Source organism: Blastococcus carthaginiensis, assembly GCF_030731085.1.
GTDB classification, from domain to species: domain Bacteria; phylum Actinomycetota; class Actinomycetes; order Mycobacteriales; family Geodermatophilaceae; genus Blastococcus; species Blastococcus carthaginiensis.
Genome location: NZ_JASNFN010000047.1, coordinates 1 through 19,930, shown reverse-complemented (window position 1 = coordinate 19,930; position 19,930 = coordinate 1). Strand labels below are relative to the sequence as shown.

Below are 19,930 nucleotides of genomic sequence, written 5' to 3'. Positions count from 1 at the left end.
CCTAGTGCCGTGTCAGGCAGGGTTTGCCCCGGTGGGGCGGTGCCTGATCCTCGCGGCGGGTGCCGGCGAGCGACTTCCCGGAACCGGGCTGGTTCTCGGGGCGGGCCACGGCGGGCCAGGTGGATCCGCCGCCACGGGCCACCGGATGGGTGGAGGTCGACCGGCCCGGGGGCCGGCTGAGGAGTCCGCGGCGGGGATCACGCCGGGACCGGCCGGCACCGGGCAGGTGCCGGCCGGCTCGACGGTGCGTGGTCACCGGCGGCGATCCGGTGACGAGGGAGCCACCGCTCGCGGTCCCGACCGGAGCCGGGGCGCGGGCGGCGATGTTGGCGGCACCGACCAGGTCGCGGTGCCCGGTGAAGCCGCACCCGGGGTGCGGACAACGGAAGACCCGGCCGCGCGGCTTGGCGACGCGGCGGGTGCAGACGGGGCAGGTGGAGGAGGTGCCGCGCTCGTCGACCGGGTGCACGGCGATCCCGGCGGCCTCGGCCTTGTCGGCCAGTTTGTGCAGCAGGTCGCCGACGGCCCAGTCGCGGACGGCCTTGTTCTGGCGCCGCCCGGCATCGCGGGCCAGCAGGCCGCGCGGGTCGCCGACGGCCAGGGTGCCGATCCGCCGCGCCACAGCCCAGCGCACGACCTCGGTCGCGGCCTCGTGGCGGGCCTGGGTCAGCCGGCGCCGGTGCCGGCCCTCCAGCCGGCGGCCGCGGGCCCGGTAGCGGCGCCACCGCCGGGAGCCGCGCTGGCCCGGTCGGGGGGCGCGGGCGGCGGTGGCGCGGGCGCGGGCCTTGCCTTCGGCCAGATGCAGTCGGTGCTCGGCGCGCAGCGCCCGCCCCGACACCAGCAGCCCGGCATCCCGCTTCCCGTCGGCGCCGCGTGAGGCCAGGACGGCGAAGGGATGGATGATGCCCAGGTCCACTCCGGCGATCCGGGCGGGATCGGGGCCGGCGCCGGGCGGATAGGTCGCGACGGGTACCTCAACGGTGACGTCGAGGAACAACCACCGACCTTGGTGTACCAGCCGCACCGAGCGCACCCGTTCGGCCGGGTAAGGAAGCGGGCGGGCCAGCCGCACCCACAACGGCGGGCGACCGCGGGCCACCGGTAGCCGCACCCGCGGTCGCCCGCTATCGGTTTCGATGGTGAAGGTGCCGGCGTAGAAGCGCACCGGCACCAGCCCGCGCCGCCGCCGCGGAAACCGAACCGACGCCTCACCGGCCCGGCGGCGACGGGCGGCGCTGATCCACGCATCGGAGTAGCCGCGCAGCACCGACCGCGCCCCCACGCTGGACAGCTCGCCGAACGTTCCCTCACCGGCCGCGGCCAGCTCCCGGCACAGCTCCTGATAACCGGCCAACGGCCGGTCACCGCGCCGGCGACGCCAGCCGTTGAGCTCCAACACCGCCGCCCACACATCCCCGCCCGAGCGCAGCAGACCGAACAGCCGCTGCCGCTGGCCGCCGGTCACCCGCAGCTCCACCCGGGCGGTGCGGTGCACCACCGGCGCCGCGGACCGATCCCGATGACGAGGCACATCCACACCCTGCCCGACCCCACCGACAGAAACAGGCGACCACCCAACAGGGCAAACCTTCGAGGCCGCAGCACTAGCCCGCGGACCGAGGCCCCGACGGCCCGGATCGGCTGACGGGACCGGCGCGCGATCCGGCGGCGCCGCGGTGGTGGGACCTCGGGCCGCCGCCCGGCCGTGCGGGGTCCGGGCGTGCGACGTGGCGCGAGTTCTGGCACCTTGCCTTCGACGGCCCGTCGCGCCCCGTGCTCGCGGACCGGCGGACCACGACGCAGGAGGTCAGATGAGTTCGACAGCGGGTGCCGCCGCGCAGGAGGAGCGCCGGCGCGGCGCGTTCAGCTCCCGGCGCGTCTTCATCCTGGCGGCGATCGGCTCGGCGGTGGGGCTGGGCAACATCTGGCGGTTCCCGTACGTCGCCTACGAGAACGGCGGCGGCGCCTTCGTGGTGCCCTACCTGGTCGCGCTGCTCACCGCCGGCATCCCCTTCCTGCTGCTCGACTACGCGATCGGCCACCGCCACCGCGGTTCCGCCCCCCTCTCCTTCGCCCGGCTGCGCCGCGGTACCGAGGGGCTCGGCTGGTGGCAGGTGGCGATCTGCTTCCTCATCGCCGTCTACTACGCCGCGGTGCTGGCCTGGGCGCTGAGCTACACCTTCTTCTCGCTCGACCAGGCCTGGGGCGCCGATCCGGAGGGCTTCTTCTTCGGGGAGTACCTGCAGGCCGGCGACGTCGCGGTCACCGCCGACGTGGTGCCCGGGGTGCTCGTGCCCCTCGCGGTCGTCTGGCTGGCCGTCCTGGTGGTCCTGGCGCTCGGCGTCCAGCGCGGGATCGGTGCCGTCTCCCTGGTCTTCATCCCGGTGCTGGTGCTCGCCTTCGCCGTCCTCGTGGTGCAGGCGCTGCTGCTGCCGGGAGCGGGTGCCGGCCTCGACGCCCTGTTCACGCCCGACTGGGCGGCGCTCGCCGAGCCCGCGGTCTGGGCCGCCGCGTTCGGGCAGATCTTCTTCTCGCTGTCGATCGGCTTCGGCATCATGATCACCTACGCCTCGTACGTCGGCCGTCGCGAGGACATGACCGGCTCCGGCCTCGTCGTCGGCTTCTCGAACTCCAGCTTCGAGCTGCTGGCCGGCATCGGCGTGTTCGCCGCCCTCGGTTTCATGGCCCAGGCCAGCGGGGTCGCGGTCGGCGAGGTCGCCCGCGACGGGATCGCGCTGGCCTTCATCGCCTTCCCCACCATCATCAGCGAGGCCCCGGCCGGCGCCCTCATCGGCGTCCTCTTCTTCGGGTCCCTGGTCATCGCCGGCATCACGTCGCTGATCAGCGTGATCGAGGTCGTGATCTCCGCCGTCCGCGACAAGCTCGACACCAGCCGCCTCACCGCCACCCTCGCGGTCGTGGTGCCCAGCGCGGTGCTGAGCCTGGTGCTCTTCAGCACCACGAGCGGGATCTACGTGCTCGACGTCGTCGACCACTTCGTCAACCAGTACGGCATCCTCGTCGTGGCGCTGCTGAGCATGCTGGTCGTCGCCTGGGTGCTGCGGGCCCTGCCCCGGCTCGGCGACCACCTCAACGTGCACGGCCGTCCCCGGATCGGCACCGGCTGGCGGGTGCTCACCAGCATCGTGGCCCCGGCGGGCCTGGCCATCGTGCTCGTCCTCGCGGTGCGCGACGACCTCGCCGCGCCCTACGAGGGCTACCCCACCTGGCTCCTGCTGGGCTTCGGCTGGCTGCTCGTCCTGGCGCTGCCGCTGGTCGGCTTCCTGCTCGCCCGGCTGCCGTGGCGCGCCGGGACCCACCTGGACGGGCCGCCACCCGGCTCCGATCCGGGTACACCCCTGGACGGGGCACCCGTGGCGGACGCGGCCGGCCGCGACCGCTCGGTGACCGGGCACGACGAAGGAGGCCGCCGGTGAGCGCCAGCGCGATCGTGATGATGCTGGTGGCCATGCTGATCATCTGGGGCGGCCTCGCCCTGGCCGTCACCAGCCTGATACGCCACGGCGCCGTCGAGGACCGCGCAGAGAACGTGCGCCGGGACCGCTGACCCGGCGCACGCAGCGGGCACGACCTCGACCGACCGCTGCGCTCGTCGGAGGGGTCGAGCGCCCGGCGTGACCGCCACCCCGGGGCGGCTTCCGGCGACGAGCCGGTCCTCGTACCGTCCCGGATGTGAACTGGCTCACCATCGAGGTGTTCGACGGCGGCACCTCCGCCGCGGGGTGGCTGCGGGCCTGGCACGACCGGCTCGTCGAGGCGGCGGTGACCGCCGGCCCGGCGCCCGGTTCTGGGACGAGCACGAGCACCGCTGGGGCGTCGTCTGCGAGTTCGCCTTCGACGAGGAGAGCCGCCGGGACGGCTTCCACGACTCCCCCGCCGTCCGCGCCGCGCTCGACGCCGCCCCCGACCCGGTGAACGGTGTCCTGGTCTACCCGCACCGCGGCGGCGGCAGCGGCAGCCGCCAGCCGCGGCGGCCGCGCCCGCTCCGCGGTGGCGGCACCGCGGCGCTCCCGCCGCCGGACGCCGAGGCCGGACCGGTGCGGCCGGACCCCGCCCGCACCGGGCGCACCGTCATCGGGGGGCCGCTCAGCTCGTGAGCATCCCGCCTTCGACGGGGATCGTCGTGCCGGTGACGTACCCGCCGGCGTCGCTGACGAGGAAGACCAGCGCGGCGGCGAGCTCCTCGGGCTCGCCCTTGCGCCCCACCAGCACCCGGGACAGCTGCGACTCCAGGTAGCCCTCGGGGTACTGGTCGGTCATCTCCGAGGTGAAGAAGCCCGGCGCCAGGGCGTTCACGCGGATCCCCTTGCGGCCGGTCCACTGCTGGGCGAGGTCGCGGGTGAGCCCGATCAGCCCCGCCTTGCTGGCGGCGTAGGCGGCCTGCGGCAGGCCGGCCGTGGTCAGCCCGAGCACGCTGGAGATGTTCACGATGGAGCTGCCCGGCTGCATGACCCGGCCGCAGGCCTGCGCCATCCAGTAGCAGCCGTTGAGGTTGACGTCGATGACCTGCCGGAACTGCTCGGGGGTCTCCCGGGTCGCGGGCGCCGCGGTGCCCACCCCGGCGTTGTTCACCAGGACGTCGACCTTGCCGAACTCGGCCATGGCGGCGTCGACGAGCGCCTGGCAGTCCTCCGGCCGGGAGACGTCGGTGGCCACGCTGATCGCCCGCCGCCCGGCCGCCTCGACCGCGCGCTGGGTCTCGGCGAGCCGGTCGGCCCGGCGGGCGCCCAGCACGACGTCGCAGCCGGCCTCGGCCAGGGTGCGCGCGAACACCGCCCCGAGCCCGGAGGAGGCCCCGGTGACGATGGCGACGCGGTCGTCGAGGCGGAACAGGTCGAGGATCGAGCGGTCGGGCATGAGCGGGGGTCTCCTCGTGGTCGGCGGGCTCTCGGGCCACCGTATCGGCCCTGTGCGGTAGATCACCGGTCGAGCCGGGTAGGGACCCGCCGACCAGGAACCGAGCACCCCGGGGAGCGACCCATGACCGACCTCGCGCAGCAGCCGTCCGGGGCCGCGCGGCGGGTGGCCGGGGTGGACCGGTGAGCGCCCCGCTGTGGCGGCAGGCGTTCGACGCGGCGGAACGAGCCGTGGCGCCGCGCGCGGAGAGCCTGGTCCGCACGGAGCACTTCGCCCTCGGCACCGCGCTGGTGCGGCGGGCGCAGACCCTCGCGAGCCGTTCGGCGCAGGGCCTCAGCGCCCGCGCCTGGCACCTCCTGAACCTGCCCGCGGGGAGCGACATCAGCCGGCTGCGCGCGCAGATCGGCTCGCTCGACCGCGAGGTGCGGCGGCTGACCATCCAGCTGGAGCAGGAGCGGCGCCGCAGCGCCACGTCGCGCCCCGGCGCTCCGCGACCGACGACCCCGACCACGGAGGACAGCGATGCCGACGGTGCCCAGCCCGCAGACGGTGCTCGACCGCGTCCGGCGCGACGTCGAGCGCAACACCCTCCGCGCCCGTAACGGCATCAAGCTCGTCGCCGGCGTCGACCGGCCCGGTGTCGGCCGGACCCCCAAGGACGTCGTCTGGCAGCGGGGCCGCACCCAGCTCTGGCACTACCGCAACGACCCCGACACGTACGGCGGTGTCCGCTACGGCCCCCCGCTCCTGATCGTGTTCAGCCTGGTGAGCCGGAGCTACATCCTCGACCTGACGCCCGGCAACAGCTTCGTGGAGCAACTGCTGGAGGCCGGTTTCGACGTCTACATGCTCGACTGGGGCGAGCCCGACGAGCGGGACGCGGGCAACGGGCTGGAGGACTACGCCGACGACTACATCCCCGCCGCCATCGACCGCGTCCTCGAGCTCTCCGGCGCGGATGAGGTCAACCTCTTCGGCTACTGCTTCGGCGGCAACCTCGCCCTGCTCTACGCGGCGCACCACCCCGACGCGCCGCTGCGCAGCCTCACCGTGCTGGCGACACCGGTCGACTTCCGGCACATGGGCCCGCTCGCCGACGTCTTCGCCGTCGGCGGGATGGACGTCGGCTCGGTGCTCGACGCCGACGGCAACGTCCCGCCGTCGGTCGTCGTCCAGGGCTTCCGGGCACTCACCCCGACCGCGGAGGTGACCCGCTACGTCACCCTCTGGGAGCGGCTCTGGAACGACGAGTACGTGGCGTCGTACCAGGCCATGACCGGGTGGTCGGACGACCACGTGCCCTTCCCCGGCGCCGCCGCCCGGCAGACGGCGGAGATGCTCGTGCGGGAGAACGGCATGGTGAACGACCGGCTCAGCGTCGGCGGGGACCCGGTGCACCTCGCCGACATCCAGGTGCCGTTCCTCACCGTGCGCGCCAACCGGGACCACATCGTGCCGCCGGACGCGACCGCGCCGCTGATCGACCTCGTCGGCTCCCCCGACAAGCACGAGCTCCGCCTCGACGCCGGTCACATGGGGCTGGTCGTCGGGCGCACCGCCGCGAGGACGACGGTGCCCACGATCATCGACTTCGTCCGCCGGCGCAGCGACCCACTCGACGCCGCCGAGAAACCGCAGGAGGCCTGACGTGACCGTGGTGGAACTCGGACCCGAGCGCTGCGACGCGCTGCTGCGGTTCTTCGGCGACCTGCCCGAGGGCGACCTGACCTTCATCAAGGAGGAGGTCACCGACCCCGAGACCGTCCGCTCGTGGGCCACCGGCGAGTCCGCGGGGGGCCGGTGGGTGGCCGTGGACGGCGACGAGGTGACCGGCTACGTCGCCGTCCGGCCGCTCCCGGGCTGGTCGGACCACGTCGGCGAGGTCCGCCTGGTGGTTTCCCCCTCCCGCCGCGGCAGCGGGCTCGGCCGGGAGCTGGCCCGGCAGGCGCTGGTGGGTGCGGTCTCCTCGGGGCTGGCGAAGCTCGTCGTCGAGGTGGTCGCCGAGCAGGGGCCGGCGCTCGCGCTCTTCGGCGACCTCGGCTTCACCGGCGAGGCGCTGCTGAAGGACCACATCCGCGACCGCAGCGGCGAGCTGCGTGACCTCATGGTGCTGGCGCACCACGTCTCGGACACGTGGGCGGGCATGGACACCGTCGGCATCGCCGACGAGCTGGGTGCGCCGGCCGGCTGACCCGCTCAGCGCTCGGTGACCCGCCCGCCGTCGACCTCGAGCCGCCGGTCGGTGGCGACGGCGGTGAGCATCCGCCGGTCGTGCGTCACCAGCAGCAGCGTGCCCGAGTAGCCGGCCAGCGCCTGCTCCAGCTGCTCGATGGCCGGCAGGTCCAGGTGGTTGGTCGGCTCGTCGAGCACCAGCACGTTGACGCCCCGGGCCTGCAGCAGCGCCAGCGCGGCACGGGTGCGCTCCCCCGGCGAGAGCGTGACCGCCGGGCGCAGCACGTGGTCGGCGGTGAGGCCGAACTTGGCCAGCAGGGTGCGCACCTCCGCCGTCGGCCAGTCGGGCACCTCGGCACCGAAGGCGTCGAGCAGCTGCTCGGTGCCGAGGAAGCGGCCGCGGGCCTGGTCGATCTCGCCCACCCGGACCGAGGGGCCGAGCGATGCGGCGCCCTCGCCCAGCGGCACCCGGCCGAGCAGCGCCGCCAGGAGCGTCGACTTCCCCGAGCCGTTGGCGCCGGTGATGGCGACGCGGTCACCCCAGTCGACCTGCAGGTCCACCGGGCCGAGGGTGAACCCGCCCCGGCGCACGACCGCGCCCCGCAGCGTCGCCACGACCGCCCCGGCACGCGGCGCGGTGGCGATCTCCATGCGGAGCTCCCACTCCTTGCGGGGCTCCTCCACGACGTCGAGCCGCTCGATCATCCGCTGCGTCTGCTTGGCCTTGGCCGCCTGTTTCTCCGAGGACGCGCGGTTGGCCGCCTTGATGTGCTTGTCGCCGTCCTTGGACTTCTTGATCGAGTCGCGGACACCCTTGGCCATCCAGTTCCGCTGCATCCGCGCCCGGGCCTCGAGGCCCGCCTTGGTGTCGGCGAACTCCTCGTACTCCTCACGCGCGTGCCGGCGGGCCACCTCGCGCTCCACCAGGTAGGCCTCGTAGCCGCCGTCGTGCACCCGCACCAGCTGCTGGGCGAGGTCCAGCTCCACGATGCGGTTGGCCGTGCGGGCGAGGAACTCGCGGTCGTGGCTGACCACGACGACGCCGGCGCGGGCGCCGGTGACGAACCGCTCCAGCTGGTCCAGCCCGGCAAGGTCCAGGTCGTTGGTCGGCTCGTCGAGCAGCAGGACGTCGTAGCGGGACAGCAGCAGGGAAGCCAGCCCGACCCGCGCTGCCTGGCCACCGGAGAGCCCGGTCATCAGCGCGTCGAGCGCCACACCCGGGGCGACCTCGGCGACGACCTCCGCGGCGCGTTCGTCGAGGTCCGCACCGCCGAGAGCCAGCCAGCGCTCCAGCGCGTCGCCGTACGCGTCGTCGGCCCCCTGGTCCCCCGCCGCGAGCGCCTCGGTGGCGGCGTCCAGCACCACCTGTGCCGCGGCGACCCCGGTGCGCCGCCCGAGCGCCGCCAGGACCGTCTCCCCCGGGCGGCGCTCGTGCTCCTGCGGCAGGTAGCCGAGGGTGGCCGTCGGCGGGCTCAGCACGATGCTCCCGGCCTCGGCCGGGAGCTCCCCGGCCAGCGTCCGCAGGAGGGTGGACTTGCCCGCGCCGTTCACCCCGACCAGGCCGACGACGTCGCCCGGGGCGACGACGAGATCGAGGTCGGAGAACAGCACGCGGGCGCCGTGACCGGCCGCCAGTCCGCGGGCGACGAGGGTGGCGCTCACCCCTCCAGCCTGCCAAGCCGCCCGGAGCAGGTCAGTCCCGGCTCGCCGACGGGTCGTCCTCGACGTCGAACGCGTCGTCGCCGTAGCCGCTGTCGGGCTCCTCCGCGGCCGCCCGGCCGCGCCGCACCAGCCACGGCTGCAGGTGGTCGTAGCCACGCACGGAGACCCGCCGCAGCGGCCGGACCCGGTAGTCGGCGAGCGGGCGCAACCGGTCGGCGAGGTCGCGGTCGACCAGCAGCGCGCCGGGACGGGCCAGCGAGGTCAGCCGGCTGGCCAGGTTCACCACCGGCGAGTAGACGTCGCCGAGGCGGGTCAGGACCGCGCCGTACGCCGCCCCGACCCGCAGCGGCGGGCGGTCGTCGGCCGCCCACGCGTCGGGGAGCTCCAGCCCGATGTCCGCGGCGTCGGTGGCCGACCGCGCGGTGAACAGGACGCCGTCCCCGACCGTCTTCACCACCCGGCCGTGGTGCCGGGCGATCACCTCGGCGGCGGTGCTCTCGAAGTCCTCCACCATCGCGCCCAGCTCGCGGCCGCCCATGCCCCGGCTGCGCGAGGTGTAGCCCACCAGGTCGGCGAACCCGACCGCGAGCTCGCGCCGGTCGCCCGGGCCGGTGGCCGCGAGCAGCCGGTCGACGTTGGCCACGAGGTGCCGCCGCCAGACGTAGTCCTGCACCTCGCGCAGCCGGGGCAGCAGCGCCTGCGCGGCGGCCACCGCACGCTCCGTGGTCGCGGCCGGGTCCTCGCCGGGCCGCGCCCCGCGGAGCAGCGCGTCGGCCAGCATGTCGGTCTGCCAGTCGGCGAGCCGGGACAGCGACTGACCCATCGCCCGGGCGATGGAGGCCTCGCTGTCGGCGTCGACGAAGCCGGAGTCGATGAGCGTCGAGAGCACCCCGAGGGCGGCGATGTCGGCGTCGGTGAAGGCCGGGTCGTCGTCGGCGGCGTCGGGGAAGCCGAGAGCCCGCCACAGCCGCTGGGTCCGCTCCGGTGGCATCCCGGCCATCCGGCCGACCTCGAGCCGGGTGTACCGGCGGGGGCCGTCGAGCAGCAGCCGCTCCAGCGCCTCGCGGGCGCCGAGGTCGGGGCCCGCCCCGGGATCGTCCATGCCCGTCGCGGACCTCAGCCCGTGGTGTGGACGATCAGCACGTCGCACTGCGACCTGCGGGAGGCGTCGGCCGGCACCGACCCGAGCAGCCGGCCCTTGATGCCGCTCAGACCGCGGTTGCCGACGACGAGCAGGTCCGCCTTCTCGCGGCGGACGACCTCCAGCAGCGTCTCGACCGGGGAACCCGTGACGGCCACGGTGCGCACGTCGCCGGCGCCCGCGGCGAGCGCGCGCTCGGCGGCGGTGCGCACGGTCTCCTCGGCGGGGTGGGACCCGACGACCTGGTACGCCTCGTCGCCGAGCACGTCCTGGGCACGGGCGAGCTCCCGGTCGTCGGCCTCCGCGGGGAGGTAGGCGCAGGCGACCACGAGCGTCGCGCCGCAGGCGCCGGCCAGGGCCCCGGCCCGCGCGACGGCGCGCAGCGAGGACTCCGACCCGTCGGTTCCGACGACGACCGTGGAATAGGCGTTGGCGGGCTCGCTCACGGCGCGCACTCTAGGGGACGCCGCGCTCCCGTGTGCCCGGGGTCACGGGCACGGGGCCGGGTGAACGGCAGACGACATGTGCGCGCGGCCTCCCGGAACGTCACCCCGGTGCGCTTGGATGGTCGGGACACGGGCCACCAGACGAGGAGGAGCGACATCGCCACCCCCCACGCCCCCGCGACCGACCCCGTGCGGGTCGAGGTCCGGGGGCTCACCAAGTCCTTCGGTGCCGTACGGGCGGTGAGCGACCTCGGCTTCACCGTCGAGCCGGGCACGGTCACCGGGTTCCTCGGCCCCAACGGCGCCGGCAAGACGACCACGCTGCGCATGCTGCTCGGGCTGGTCCGCCCCGATGCCGGCACCGCCACGTTCGACGGCACCCCGTACACGTCGCTGCGGGAACCGGTCCGCACCGTGGGCGCGGTCCTGGAGACGGCGTTCCACCCGGCCCGCTCCGGCCGCAACCACCTGCGCGTCTACTGCCGCGCCGCCGGGTTGCCGGTGGAGCGCGCCGACGCGGTGCTGACCCAGGTCGGCCTGACCGACGCCGGACGGCGGCGCGCCGGCGGCTACTCCCTGGGCATGCGCCAGCGGCTGGGGCTCGCGACGGCGCTGCTCGGCGACCCCTCCGTCCTGGTGCTCGACGAGCCGGCCAACGGGCTGGACCCGGAGGGCATCCAGTGGCTGCGCGGGTTCATCCGCCACCTCGCCCACGACCAGGGCCGCACGGTCCTGGTCTCCAGCCACCTCCTCTCCGAGGTGGAGCAGACCGTCGACCGCGTCGTCATCGTCGGCGCCGGCCGGCTGGTCCGCGAGGCCTCGATGGAGCAGCTCCGCTCGGGCGCCGAGGGGGGCGGCACGGTGCTGGTGCGCAGCCCGGAGATCGCTCGGCTGGCCGAGGTGCTGCGCGCCGACGGCATGCCCGTCTCCCTCGACGGCGACTCCCTGACCGCCGCCGGCCGCACCACCGCCGAGATCGGCGCCCGCGCCTTCGCCGCCGGGGTGGAGCTGCACGAGCTGCGCTCGCGCACCAGCGGCCTGGAGGAGATCTACTTCCAGCTCACCGCCGGCCAGGAGCAGTACGCCGCCGGCGCGACGTCCCCGGAGGCCTCGCGATGACCCACCTGATCCGCGCGGAGTGGACCAAGCTCTTCACGACCAGGGTCTGGCTCGGCCTGCTGCTGGGCGCCTGCGTCATGGTGATCGGGTTCGCCGTCCTGCTCACCTCGTTCGCCGGCAACCCGGAGTCGGGCATCCCGGCCGTCGGCACGCCGCTCTACGAGGAGCTGGCGATGGCCAACGCGGTCAACGTCAACGTGCTGTTCCTCATCGTGGGCATCATCGGGATGACCCAGGAGTACCGGCACCGCACGGCCACCCCGACGTTCCTGACCACCCCGCGCCGCGGCAACGTCGTGATCGCCAAGCTGCTGGCCTACGCGCTGGCGGCCACGCTGTTCGCCCTGGTGGTGCTGGTCGTCAACTACGCGGCGGTCGCGGTTCACGCCGGCGTGCGCGGGGCGGCCCCTGCGCTCGACGCCGACAACCTGGCGACGCTGGGCAGCTCGGGGCTGGCCCTGGTCATCTACGCGGTCATCGGCGTGGGCCTCGGCGCGCTGCTGCGCAACCAGGTCGGGGCGATCGTCGGCGGCCTGGTCTACCTGTTCGTCATCGAGCCGATCATCCGCTCGATCCCGGCCACCTCGGGGGCGTACAAGTGGATGCCCGGAGGTGCGCTCGAGGCGCTCACCGCGACCTTCGAGGGCCCCGACCTGCTCGAGGCCTGGCAAGGAGGTGCCCTGCTCCTCGGTTACGGTCTCCTGGCGGCCCTGCTGGGCACCTTCCTCGCGGTCCGCCGCGACATCGCCTGAGGCGGCCGGGGTGCTCCCCCAGACCCCTGCACCGGTCGAGCAGCACGCGCCGGGCAGCCCCGAACGCAGAACGGAGAACGCGTGACCACTCGCATGACCGTCCAACGACTCGGCCGGCTGATCGTCGACGGCGAGACCGATGCCGTCCGGTCGGCGGTCGCCGAGTCGCCGCAACTGGTCCAGGGCTCCGTCGAACGGGAGGGGCAGGGCGGCTGGACGCCCCTGCACCTGGCGGTCGCCTGCGACCGGGTCGAGATCGTGCGTGTCCTCGCCGCGGCCGGCGCGGACCTCACCGCGCGCACAGACCAGCACCGCACGCCGCTGCACGTGGCCCTCGAGCACGCACCCGATCTGGTGCCGGTGCTGGTGGAGCTCGGCGCGGTCATCGACGCCCCCAGCGCGGCCTACCTCGACGACGTCGACCGGCTGACCGGCGAGCTGGACGACGGCGCGCCGCTGACCGACCCCGCCACCGGGGTCGACCTGCTCGCGTGGGCCGCCTTCGGCGGGGCGGCCGGCGCCGCCCGCCTGCTGCTGGACCGGGGCGCCGACGCCGACGGGGGCGCGCTGCACGCAGCCACCGCCGGCGGCAGCGCGGAGCTGGTCCGCCTGCTCCTGGACGCCGGCGCCGACGTCGACCGCCGGGACCCGGACACCGGCCGCACCCCGCTGCACACCGCCGTGGCGGCGGGGGCGGCGGGCGATGCACCGGAGATCGTCCGGGCGCTCCTGGACGCCGGAGCGGACGTCAACGCCACGACGCACGACGGCGCCAGCGCGCTGGACATCAGCCGCGTGGCGGCGGCCCGGCACCGGCGGGCGGACGAGGACCAGGCCAGCGGCAACGACGCCCTGGCCGAGCTCCTCGTCGCCCGTGGCGCCACCCATTGACCGCCGGGTGGCACGGGCGCGCGGATCCCGCTCCGCACCCGGTCGGCGAACCGGCACGGGCGTAGACTCGACACCCGGTCCAGCGACGCGCCCCTCAGACGCAGCCCCGAGACGAAGAAGGCACTCGACCCCGTGTCAAGCGTGAGTTCATCCCGACCGTCGTCCAACTCGTCCCCGGTCGCCGGGTTCGGCACCAACGAGTGGCTGGTCGAGGAGATGTACCAGCAGTTCCTCGCCGACCCGTCCAGCGTCGATCAGGCGTGGCACGAGTTCTTCGCCGACTACCGCCCCGGTCCGCCGACCGGTGGCGACCGGGAGCAGGCCTCCTCGGGGAACGCGGCGCCGACCGCGGAGAAGCCGGCCGCGGACGAGCCCGCCGCGGACGAGCCCGCCGGGGACAAGCCGGCCACGGGCAAGCCGGCCGCGGCCTCCCCCGCGCCCGCGGCCCCCGCCGCGGAGAAGCCCGACGTCCAGCGCCCGGCCGCCGGGTCCCAGCCGACGGGGAGCTCGCCCGTGCAGAAGACCGACCAGCCGGCCGCCAAGCCCGCCACCGCGGCGCCGAAGCCGCCGGCCGGCGACGGCAAGCAGTCCCCGCTGCGCGGCGCCGCCGCGGCGGTGGTCAAGAACATGAACGCCTCGCTGACCGTGCCGACGGCGACCAGCGTGCGCGCCGTGCCGGCCAAGCTCCTCGCCGACAACCGCATCGTCATCAACAACCACCTGGCGCGAGCGCGCGGGGGGAAGATCTCCTTCACCCACCTCATCGGCTACGCGCTGGTCCGCGCGCTGCACTCGTTCCCGAACATGAACAGCGCCTTCGCCGAGGTGGACGGCAAGCCGGTGCTCGTCCAGCCCCAGCACGTCAACTTCGGGCTCGCCATCGACCTGCCGAAGCCCGACGGCTCGCGCTCGCTGGTGGTGGCCTCGATCAAGGCCGCCGAGGAGATGGACTTCGCCGGCTTCTGGGCCGCCTACGAGGACATCATCCGCCGCGCGCGGAACAACAAGCTGACGATGGAGGACTTCTCCGGCACCACGATCAGCCTCACCAACCCGGGCACGATCGGCACCAACCACTCGGTGCCGCGGCTCACCGCCGGCCAGGGCGCGATCATCGGCGTGGGCGCGATGGAGTACCCGGCCGAGTTCCAGGGGATGAGCCCCGAGGTGCTCACCGAGATGGGCGTCTCGAAGATCATCACGCTCACCTCGACCTACGACCACCGGATCATCCAGGGCGCCGAGTCCGGCGACTTCCTGCGCAAGCTCCACTCGCTGTTGCTGGGCGAGGACGGCTTCTACGACGAGGTCTTCCGCTCGCTGCGGATCCCCTACGAGCCGGTGCGCTGGATGCCGGACGTGCGGATCACGCGCGAGGGGCAGATCGACAAGGAAGCCCGGGTCATCGAGGTCATCGAGTCCTACCGGCGCAACGGCCACCTCATGGCCGACACCGACCCGCTCGAGTTCAAGGTCCGCACCCACCCCGACCTGGACATCCTCCAGCACGGGCTGACGCTGTGGGACCTCGACCGGAAGTTCCCGGTCGGCGGGTTCGCCGGCGAGCGGCTCATGGCGCTGCGGGACATCCTCGGCGTGCTGCGCAACTCCTACTGCCGCACCGTCGGCGTGGAGTACATGCACATCACCGATCCCGAGGAGCGCGAGTGGCTCCAGGAGCGGATCGAGATCAAGCACGCGCAGCCCGACCGCGAGAAGCAGAAGCACGTGCTCGGCCGGCTCAACGCCGCCGAGGCGTTCGAGACCTTCCTGCAGACCAAGTACGTCGGCCAGAAGCGCTTCAGCCTCGAGGGCGGGGAGTCGGTCATCCCGATCCTCGACGAGGTGCTGATCGCCGGCACCGACCACGGTCTGGACGAGGTCGCCATCGGCATGGCCCACCGCGGCCGGCTCAACGTGCTCGCCAACGTGCTCGGCAAGAGCTACGCCAAGATCTTCGGCGAGTTCGAGGGCAACATCGACCCCGGCACCGTCCAGGGCTCCGGTGACGTGAAGTACCACCTCGGCGCCACCGGCACGTTCCGCAACCCGTTCCGCACCGACGCCGAGATCGCCGTCTCGCTGGCCAGCAACCCCAGCCACCTGGAGACGGTGAACCCGGTCCTCGAGGGCATCGTCCGCGCCAAGCAGGACATGATCGACAAGGGCGAGCAGGGCTACACGGTGCTCCCCCTCCTCCTGCACGGCGACTCCGCGTTCGCCGGCCAGGGCGTGGTCCAGGAGACGCTGAACCTCTCCCAGCTGCGCGGCTACCGCACCGGCGGCACCGTGCACGTGGTCATCAACAACCAGGTCGGCTTCACCACGAGCCCGGGTTCGGCACGCTCGACGCTCTACTCGACCGACGTCGCCCGCATGGTCAACGCCCCGATCTTCCACGTGAACGGCGACGACCCCGAGGCCTGCGTCCGGGTGGCGCGGCTGGCGGTCGAGTACCGGCAGCAGTTCAAGAAGGACGTCGTCATCGACCTCGTCTGCTACCGCCGCCGCGGGCACAACGAGGGCGACGACCCCTCGATGACCCAGCCGCAGATGTACGACATCATCGACCGCAAGCGCTCGGTCCGGAAGCTCTACACCGAGGCGCTGGTCGGCCGCGGCGACATCACGCTCGAGGAGGCCGAGGAGGCCCTCAAGGACTACCGCGGCCAGCTCGAGCGGGCGTTCGCCGAGACCCACGACGCGCAGGACTCCTCCAAGCCCGAGCCGGTCATGGACCCGCGCACGCCGCAGGAGTCCACGGTGCAGACGGCGATCACGCAGGAGGTCCTCAAGACCATCGGTGACGCACACGTCTCCTTCCCGCCGGACTTCACCCCGCACCCCAAGCTGCAGAAGATGCTGGAGAAGCGGGCCGCGATGGCCAGCGAGGGCGGCATCGACTGGGCCATGGGCGAGCTGCTGGCCTTCGGGTCGCTGCTGGCGGAGGGCGTGCCGGTCCGGCTGGCCGGGCAGGACTCCCGCCGCGGCACCTTCGTGCAGCGCCACTCGGTGCTCATCGACCGGGAGAACGGCGCGGAGTACACGCCACTGGCCAACCTCACCGAGGAGCAGGCGAAGTTCTTCGTCTACGACTCGCTGCTCAGCGAGTACGCCGCGCTCGGCTTCGAGTACGGCTACTCGGTGGCCAACCCCAAGGCCTTGGTGCTCTGGGAGGCGCAGTTCGGCGACTTCGTCGACGGCGCCCAGATGGTCATCGACGAGTTCATCAGCTCCGGCGAGGCGAAGTGGGGGCAGCGCTCCGGCGTCGTCCTGCTGCTGCCGCACGGCATGGAGGGGCAGGGCCCCGACCACTCCAGCGGCCGGATCGAGCGGTTCCTGCAGCTGTCGGCGGAGAACAACATGACCGTCGCCAACTGCACCACCCCCGGCAACTACTTCCACCTCCTCCGCCGCCAGGCGCTGTCGGACGTGCACCGGCCGCTGGTCGTCTTCACGCCCAAGTCGCTGCTGCGGGCGAAGGCGGCGGTCAGCCCGGTCGTGGACTTCACCGAGGAGAACTTCCGTCCGGTGCTGCCCGACACCGGGGTCGGCGGCGAGCCGCTGGACGGCTCCGCGGTGAAGCGCGTGCTCCTCTGCAGCGGCAAGGTCGCCTACGACCTGATGGCCCAGCGGGAGAACGAGGGCATCGCCGACACCGCGATCGTCCGGGTCGAGCAGCTCTACCCCCTGCCGGCCGAGCAGATCCGCGCCGAGCTCGAGCGCTACCCGCAGGCCGCGGACGTGGTCTGGGTGCAGGAGGAGCCGGCGAACATGGGCGCCTGGCAGTTCATGGCGGTCAACCTGCCGGAGGAGCTGCCCGAGGGCCGGAAGCTCCGGCGGGTCAGCCGGCGCGCGTCGGCGAGCCCGGCGGTCGGCTCGGCGAAGGTGCACGAGGTCGAGCAGCGCAAGCTGGTCGCCGATGCCTTCGCGGACCGCCAGGCCGGCTGACCGCCTGCACCACCACCGACGCCCGGCCCCCGATCACCTCGGGGGCCGGGCATCGTAGGTTCTCCGGCATGTACTTCACCGACCGGGGCCTGGAAGAACTGGCCGAACGGCGGGGCGGGGAGCAGGTCACCCTCGCCTGGCTCGCCGACCAGATGCAGGCGTTCGTCGACCAGCACCCCGACTTCGAGGTCCCCGTCGAGCGGCTGGCCACCTGGCTGGCCCGCGGCGGCACGGACGACGACGACCTGGACGACTGAGGGACGGCTGACGGGGAGCTCGCGCGCCGAGTGCGACGAACTCGTGGCCATCACCCGCTGATTACCACGAGTTCGTCGCAGTGGACGGGTTCCACCCACCCCTCCGCGAGCCTGAGCCGCTGCACCCGCGTCTCGGGGCACGCTCCGTAGGTGCTCGGTCACTCGCACGCGCTCTCCGGCCTCGCCGTCGGCGCCGCCACCCTGCCCTGGGCACCCGTGCAGGGCCCCGTCGCCCAAGGCGCCTGGATCGCCGCCGTCGGCGGGTTCGCGATGCTGCCGGACCTCGACCACCGCAGCTCCACCGTCTCGGACATGTGGGGCCCGGTCACCGACGTGCCGGCGGGCGCGATCGGCGCGCTGGCGGGAGGCCACCGCTGGGGCACCCACGACGCGGTCCTCGCGCCGCTGGCGTTCGGGGCGCTGGCCCTCGCCGCGGCCGGCGCCTACTGGTCCAGCCTGCTGGTGATGGCGCTCGCGATCGGGCTGGCGCTGCGCGCGCTGCACTTCGTCATCCCCGGCCGCACCGAGACCACCATCCTGGGCAACCTGGTGCTCTCCTGGGGCGGGGCCTGGCTGCTGCTCGGGCACATGGCACCGCCGGCCTGGCTGCCGTGGGCGGTCGCGGTCGGCGTGCTGACCCACGTCCTCGGCGACGCGATCACCACCGCCGGGGTGCCCGTGCCGCTGTTGTGGCTGGTCAAGCGGAAGCGGCTGGCCCTCTCCCCCATCCGCACCGGCGCCACGATCGAGAGGGTCGCGCTGGTGCCCCTGTTCGTCGTCGCCACGGTCGTGTTCGCCTACAGCAACACCGAACTGCGCACGGCGCTCGACCCGTTGGTCGACCGGCTGCTCACCTCCGGCTGATTCCCTATCGGGGATCGGCTGTCAAGAGGGGGTCGCGCTTGACGGTGCGGTGGGCGCTCTTCGACGATGAGGGGCGGGGAAGGTCGCCTCGTTCGTCGGCACCTCGAGTGCCTGACCTGACATGTCCCGTAGGGGCTTGCTGAGGGGCCTTCCCCGCCTTCTTGCGGCTGCGCCGGCGAGCGCGGACGTCGGTGGGGACGGTCCACTGTTCGGCGATGTTGGCCTTGGCCTGCTCTGGGGTGACTGGGGTGCCGTTGGTGTCGCAGACGACGTAGGGCATGCCGCGGTTCATCACCGCCCAGAAGCGTTCGGCGAGGTGGCCGGCGACCACGCAGAGAGCCTTGAGGTGCTCGGCGCCGCGTTCGACCATCTGCACGTAGTAGACGCGGGCCAGCTGGGGGTCCTGCTTGCGGGCGTGGTCGGCGGCGCGGATGAACGTGCTGCGCATCAGCGACGAGCCGGCCTTGGACATGGGTTGTCCCTTGCGGTCGGTGTCGCCGGTCTCGGAGGCCCGCGGGGCGAGCCCCAGGTAGGACTTGAAGTGCGGGCCGGAGGGGAACCGGCCGGGGCGGCCGATGCCGGCGGCCGCGACCGGCGCGCCGACCTCGGCCAGGCCGGGCAGCGAGCGGGCCAGCTGGCCTGGATCGGCCCACCGGTAGGCCTCCTCCCGGCTGGCGGCGTGGGCGCCGAGCTCGGCCTGGATCGCGCGCAGCAGCCGGACCTCGGTGGCGACCTCGGCGGCCAGATCAGCGAAGGCGAGCGCCGGGTGGTCCCCGTAGAGCTCGACGGCCGCGGCGGCAGCAGCGCGCCACGCTTCGGCGCGGTCGGCACCGAGGTGGTTCTTCGATGCCTTGGCGATCAGCGCGGTCAGTCGGGCCGGCCCAGCCTTGAGCAGCGCCCGCGGGTCGGCCCAGCGCTCGAGTACCGCCAGGTCGGCCTGGCCGAGGTCGCCGGTCAACGGCGAGCACGGCATCAGCTGGCGGACCAGGTCCTTGATCCGCACCTTGTGCTCGCTGGCGGCCCGGGTCAGCCGGTCAGCGGCACGAACCCGCCGATCCAGCGCCGCGGCCTCGGCACCGGGCAGCTCCAGCGGCTGCAGCCCGGCCGGGTCGATCAGCGGCAGCCGGGCCAGGGTGTCGGCGTCGATGCCGTTGCTCTTGGCGTGTCGAGACAGGAACCGACGCAGGTCGGCGGCCTTGGCACTGGACACCCGGAACACCAGATGGCCGCGGGTGGTGAAGAAGACCGCGACCGGCAACCACGCCGGCCCGGTCGGCTCGAACACCACCTCCAGGTGGGTTCCCGGCTCGGTGCCGGCCAGCGCCGCGGACTCGATCGCGGCCAGGCTGGCCACCGTTGGCTCACACCGGCGACGGCACACCTCCCGGCCGTCCTCGGCCAGCACCCGTACCGTGTGCGCGCTGGCGATCCCCAGGTCGATCCCGACCAGCCGTCGTTGCATCTGTTCCTCCTCGAGCCCACCGGACATTCCGCTCCGGCGGCCCGAGACGGGCGGCTCAGCTCAACGACCACGGTCCCAAGGCGGCGAGCAACCTGACGACGGCTCCCACTCATGTGCTGCAACCGGGCCCGGCCTCGGCGGGCCGGCCCACTTCCCTCATCCGGGGCATCCGTGGCCAGGCCAGTGGTGGCAATCAGTCGGACGAGGCTCGACACGATCCCTCAAGATCGTCTCTCCCTCAGAGCCGCTTTCCTCGCCACCCACCGGACCAGCCGGGATGCTCATGCAACCCTGGAACCCCGAAGCTGATCAAGCACCGGAGCTCTTTACATGAG

At 73.7% G+C, this 19,930-nt stretch carries 18 protein-coding genes; 12 read left to right on the top strand and 6 right to left on the bottom strand.

Annotated elements, in window-relative coordinates:
- Position 1 precedes the first annotated feature (1 nt).
- Positions 2 to 1,495, bottom strand: a complete 1,494-nt coding sequence (locus QOZ88_RS22485) for an RNA-guided endonuclease InsQ/TnpB family protein (protein ID WP_305999899.1) — start codon at positions 1,493 to 1,495, stop codon at positions 2 to 4.
- A 316-nt stretch (positions 1,496 to 1,811) separates the two neighbouring features.
- Here QOZ88_RS22485 and QOZ88_RS22480 point away from each other — a divergent pair, with 316 nt between their 5' ends.
- The 3 genes from QOZ88_RS22480 to QOZ88_RS22470 all read left to right on the top strand — a co-directional run bounded on the left by QOZ88_RS22480 (position 1,812) and on the right by QOZ88_RS22470 (position 4,118).
- The gene (locus tag QOZ88_RS22480) at positions 1,812 to 3,437 is read left to right on the top strand and encodes a sodium-dependent transporter (protein ID WP_306001910.1); all 1,626 of its coding nucleotides are present in this window, start codon (positions 1,812 to 1,814) and stop codon (positions 3,435 to 3,437) included.
- A complete protein-coding gene (locus tag QOZ88_RS22475) occupies positions 3,434 to 3,568 on the top strand; it encodes a methionine/alanine import family NSS transporter small subunit (RefSeq protein ID WP_306001909.1) in 135 nt (44 codons plus the stop codon). The genes QOZ88_RS22480 and QOZ88_RS22475 overlap by 4 nt, the downstream gene beginning before the upstream one ends.
- 175 nt (positions 3,569 to 3,743) lie before the next feature.
- Entirely contained in the window at positions 3,744 to 4,118 is a 375-nt protein-coding gene (locus tag QOZ88_RS22470) for a hypothetical protein (RefSeq protein WP_306001908.1), read from the top strand.
- Here the strand turns inward: QOZ88_RS22470 and QOZ88_RS22465 are convergent.
- Positions 4,108 to 4,878: an SDR family NAD(P)-dependent oxidoreductase gene (locus QOZ88_RS22465; RefSeq protein WP_306001907.1), complete on the bottom strand. Its 771-nt coding sequence runs from the start codon at positions 4,876 to 4,878 to the stop codon at positions 4,108 to 4,110. The genes QOZ88_RS22470 and QOZ88_RS22465 overlap by 11 nt on opposite strands.
- A 182-nt stretch (positions 4,879 to 5,060) precedes the next feature.
- Here QOZ88_RS22465 and QOZ88_RS22460 point away from each other — a divergent pair, with 182 nt between their 5' ends.
- Genes QOZ88_RS22460 through QOZ88_RS22450 form a run of 3 tightly spaced genes read left to right on the top strand, consistent with a single transcriptional unit; the run spans position 5,061 to position 7,069 of the window.
- Complete coding sequence (locus QOZ88_RS22460; RefSeq protein WP_306001906.1) at positions 5,061 to 5,480, top strand: hypothetical protein; 420 nt, start codon at positions 5,061 to 5,063, stop codon at positions 5,478 to 5,480.
- Entirely contained in the window at positions 5,401 to 6,525 is a 1,125-nt protein-coding gene (locus QOZ88_RS22455) for an alpha/beta fold hydrolase (RefSeq protein WP_306001905.1), read from the top strand. Before QOZ88_RS22460 ends, QOZ88_RS22455 begins: the two co-directional genes overlap by 80 nt.
- 1 nt (position 6,526) lies before the next feature.
- On the top strand, positions 6,527 to 7,069 hold the full coding sequence (locus QOZ88_RS22450; RefSeq protein WP_306001904.1) for a GNAT family N-acetyltransferase: 543 nt from the start codon (positions 6,527 to 6,529) through the stop codon (positions 7,067 to 7,069).
- A gap of 5 nt (positions 7,070 to 7,074) precedes the next feature.
- Here QOZ88_RS22450 and QOZ88_RS22445 read toward each other — a convergent pair whose 3' ends face one another.
- The 3 genes from QOZ88_RS22445 to QOZ88_RS22435 are packed head-to-tail and all read right to left on the bottom strand — an operon-like array spanning position 7,075 to position 10,299.
- Positions 7,075 to 8,712, bottom strand: coding sequence for an ABC-F family ATP-binding cassette domain-containing protein (locus QOZ88_RS22445; RefSeq protein WP_306001903.1), 1,638 nt, complete (start codon positions 8,710 to 8,712; stop codon positions 7,075 to 7,077).
- Positions 8,713 to 8,743: 31 nt separating this feature from the next.
- A complete protein-coding gene (locus QOZ88_RS22440; protein ID WP_306001902.1) occupies positions 8,744 to 9,814 on the bottom strand; it encodes an adenylate/guanylate cyclase domain-containing protein in 1,071 nt (356 codons plus the stop codon).
- Positions 9,815 to 9,828: 14 nt separating this feature from the next.
- Positions 9,829 to 10,299, bottom strand: a complete 471-nt coding sequence (locus QOZ88_RS22435) for a universal stress protein (protein ID WP_091929134.1) — start codon at positions 10,297 to 10,299, stop codon at positions 9,829 to 9,831.
- A gap of 108 nt (positions 10,300 to 10,407) precedes the next feature.
- Here QOZ88_RS22435 and QOZ88_RS22430 point away from each other — a divergent pair, with 108 nt between their 5' ends.
- The 6 genes from QOZ88_RS22430 (at position 10,408) to QOZ88_RS22405 (ending at position 18,133) form a co-directional block, all read left to right on the top strand.
- Positions 10,408 to 11,418, top strand: coding sequence for an ABC transporter ATP-binding protein (locus tag QOZ88_RS22430; RefSeq protein WP_319946904.1), 1,011 nt, complete (start codon positions 10,408 to 10,410; stop codon positions 11,416 to 11,418).
- Positions 11,415 to 12,170, top strand: a complete 756-nt coding sequence (locus QOZ88_RS22425; protein ID WP_306001901.1) for an ABC transporter permease — start codon at positions 11,415 to 11,417, stop codon at positions 12,168 to 12,170. The genes QOZ88_RS22430 and QOZ88_RS22425 overlap by 4 nt, the downstream gene beginning before the upstream one ends.
- Before the next feature lie 81 nt (positions 12,171 to 12,251).
- Complete coding sequence (locus QOZ88_RS22420; RefSeq protein ID WP_306001900.1) at positions 12,252 to 13,061, top strand: ankyrin repeat domain-containing protein; 810 nt, start codon at positions 12,252 to 12,254, stop codon at positions 13,059 to 13,061.
- Positions 13,062 to 13,202: 141 nt separating this feature from the next.
- Entirely contained in the window at positions 13,203 to 17,012 is a 3,810-nt protein-coding gene (locus QOZ88_RS22415; protein ID WP_306001899.1) for a multifunctional oxoglutarate decarboxylase/oxoglutarate dehydrogenase thiamine pyrophosphate-binding subunit/dihydrolipoyllysine-residue succinyltransferase subunit, read from the top strand.
- 68 nt (positions 17,013 to 17,080) lie between these two features.
- A complete protein-coding gene (locus tag QOZ88_RS22410) occupies positions 17,081 to 17,269 on the top strand; it encodes a DUF6104 family protein (RefSeq protein ID WP_091928837.1) in 189 nt (62 codons plus the stop codon).
- A gap of 150 nt (positions 17,270 to 17,419) precedes the next feature.
- Positions 17,420 to 18,133: a metal-dependent hydrolase gene (locus tag QOZ88_RS22405; RefSeq protein WP_306001898.1), complete on the top strand. Its 714-nt coding sequence runs from the start codon at positions 17,420 to 17,422 to the stop codon at positions 18,131 to 18,133.
- 4 nt (positions 18,134 to 18,137) lie between these two features.
- Here QOZ88_RS22405 and QOZ88_RS22400 read toward each other — a convergent pair whose 3' ends face one another.
- Complete coding sequence (locus QOZ88_RS22400; RefSeq protein ID WP_305998273.1) at positions 18,138 to 19,595, bottom strand: IS110 family transposase; 1,458 nt, start codon at positions 19,593 to 19,595, stop codon at positions 18,138 to 18,140.
- Positions 19,596 to 19,930: the final 335 nt, after the last annotated feature.

Coding starts and splice junctions, on each gene's coding strand:
- QOZ88_RS22480 (WP_306001910.1), top strand. CDS start 1,812: ATGAGTTCGACAGCGGGTGCCGCCGCGCAGGAGGAGCGCCGGCGCGGC.
- QOZ88_RS22465 (WP_306001907.1), bottom strand. CDS start 4,878: ATGCCCGACCGCTCGATCCTCGACCTGTTCCGCCTCGACGACCGCGTC.
- QOZ88_RS22455 (WP_306001905.1), top strand. CDS start 5,401: ATGCCGACGGTGCCCAGCCCGCAGACGGTGCTCGACCGCGTCCGGCGC.
- QOZ88_RS22440 (WP_306001902.1), bottom strand. CDS start 9,814: ATGGACGATCCCGGGGCGGGCCCCGACCTCGGCGCCCGCGAGGCGCTG.
- QOZ88_RS22425 (WP_306001901.1), top strand. CDS start 11,415: ATGACCCACCTGATCCGCGCGGAGTGGACCAAGCTCTTCACGACCAGG.
- QOZ88_RS22410 (WP_091928837.1), top strand. CDS start 17,081: ATGTACTTCACCGACCGGGGCCTGGAAGAACTGGCCGAACGGCGGGGC.
- QOZ88_RS22400 (WP_305998273.1), bottom strand. CDS start 19,595: ATGCAACGACGGCTGGTCGGGATCGACCTGGGGATCGCCAGCGCGCAC.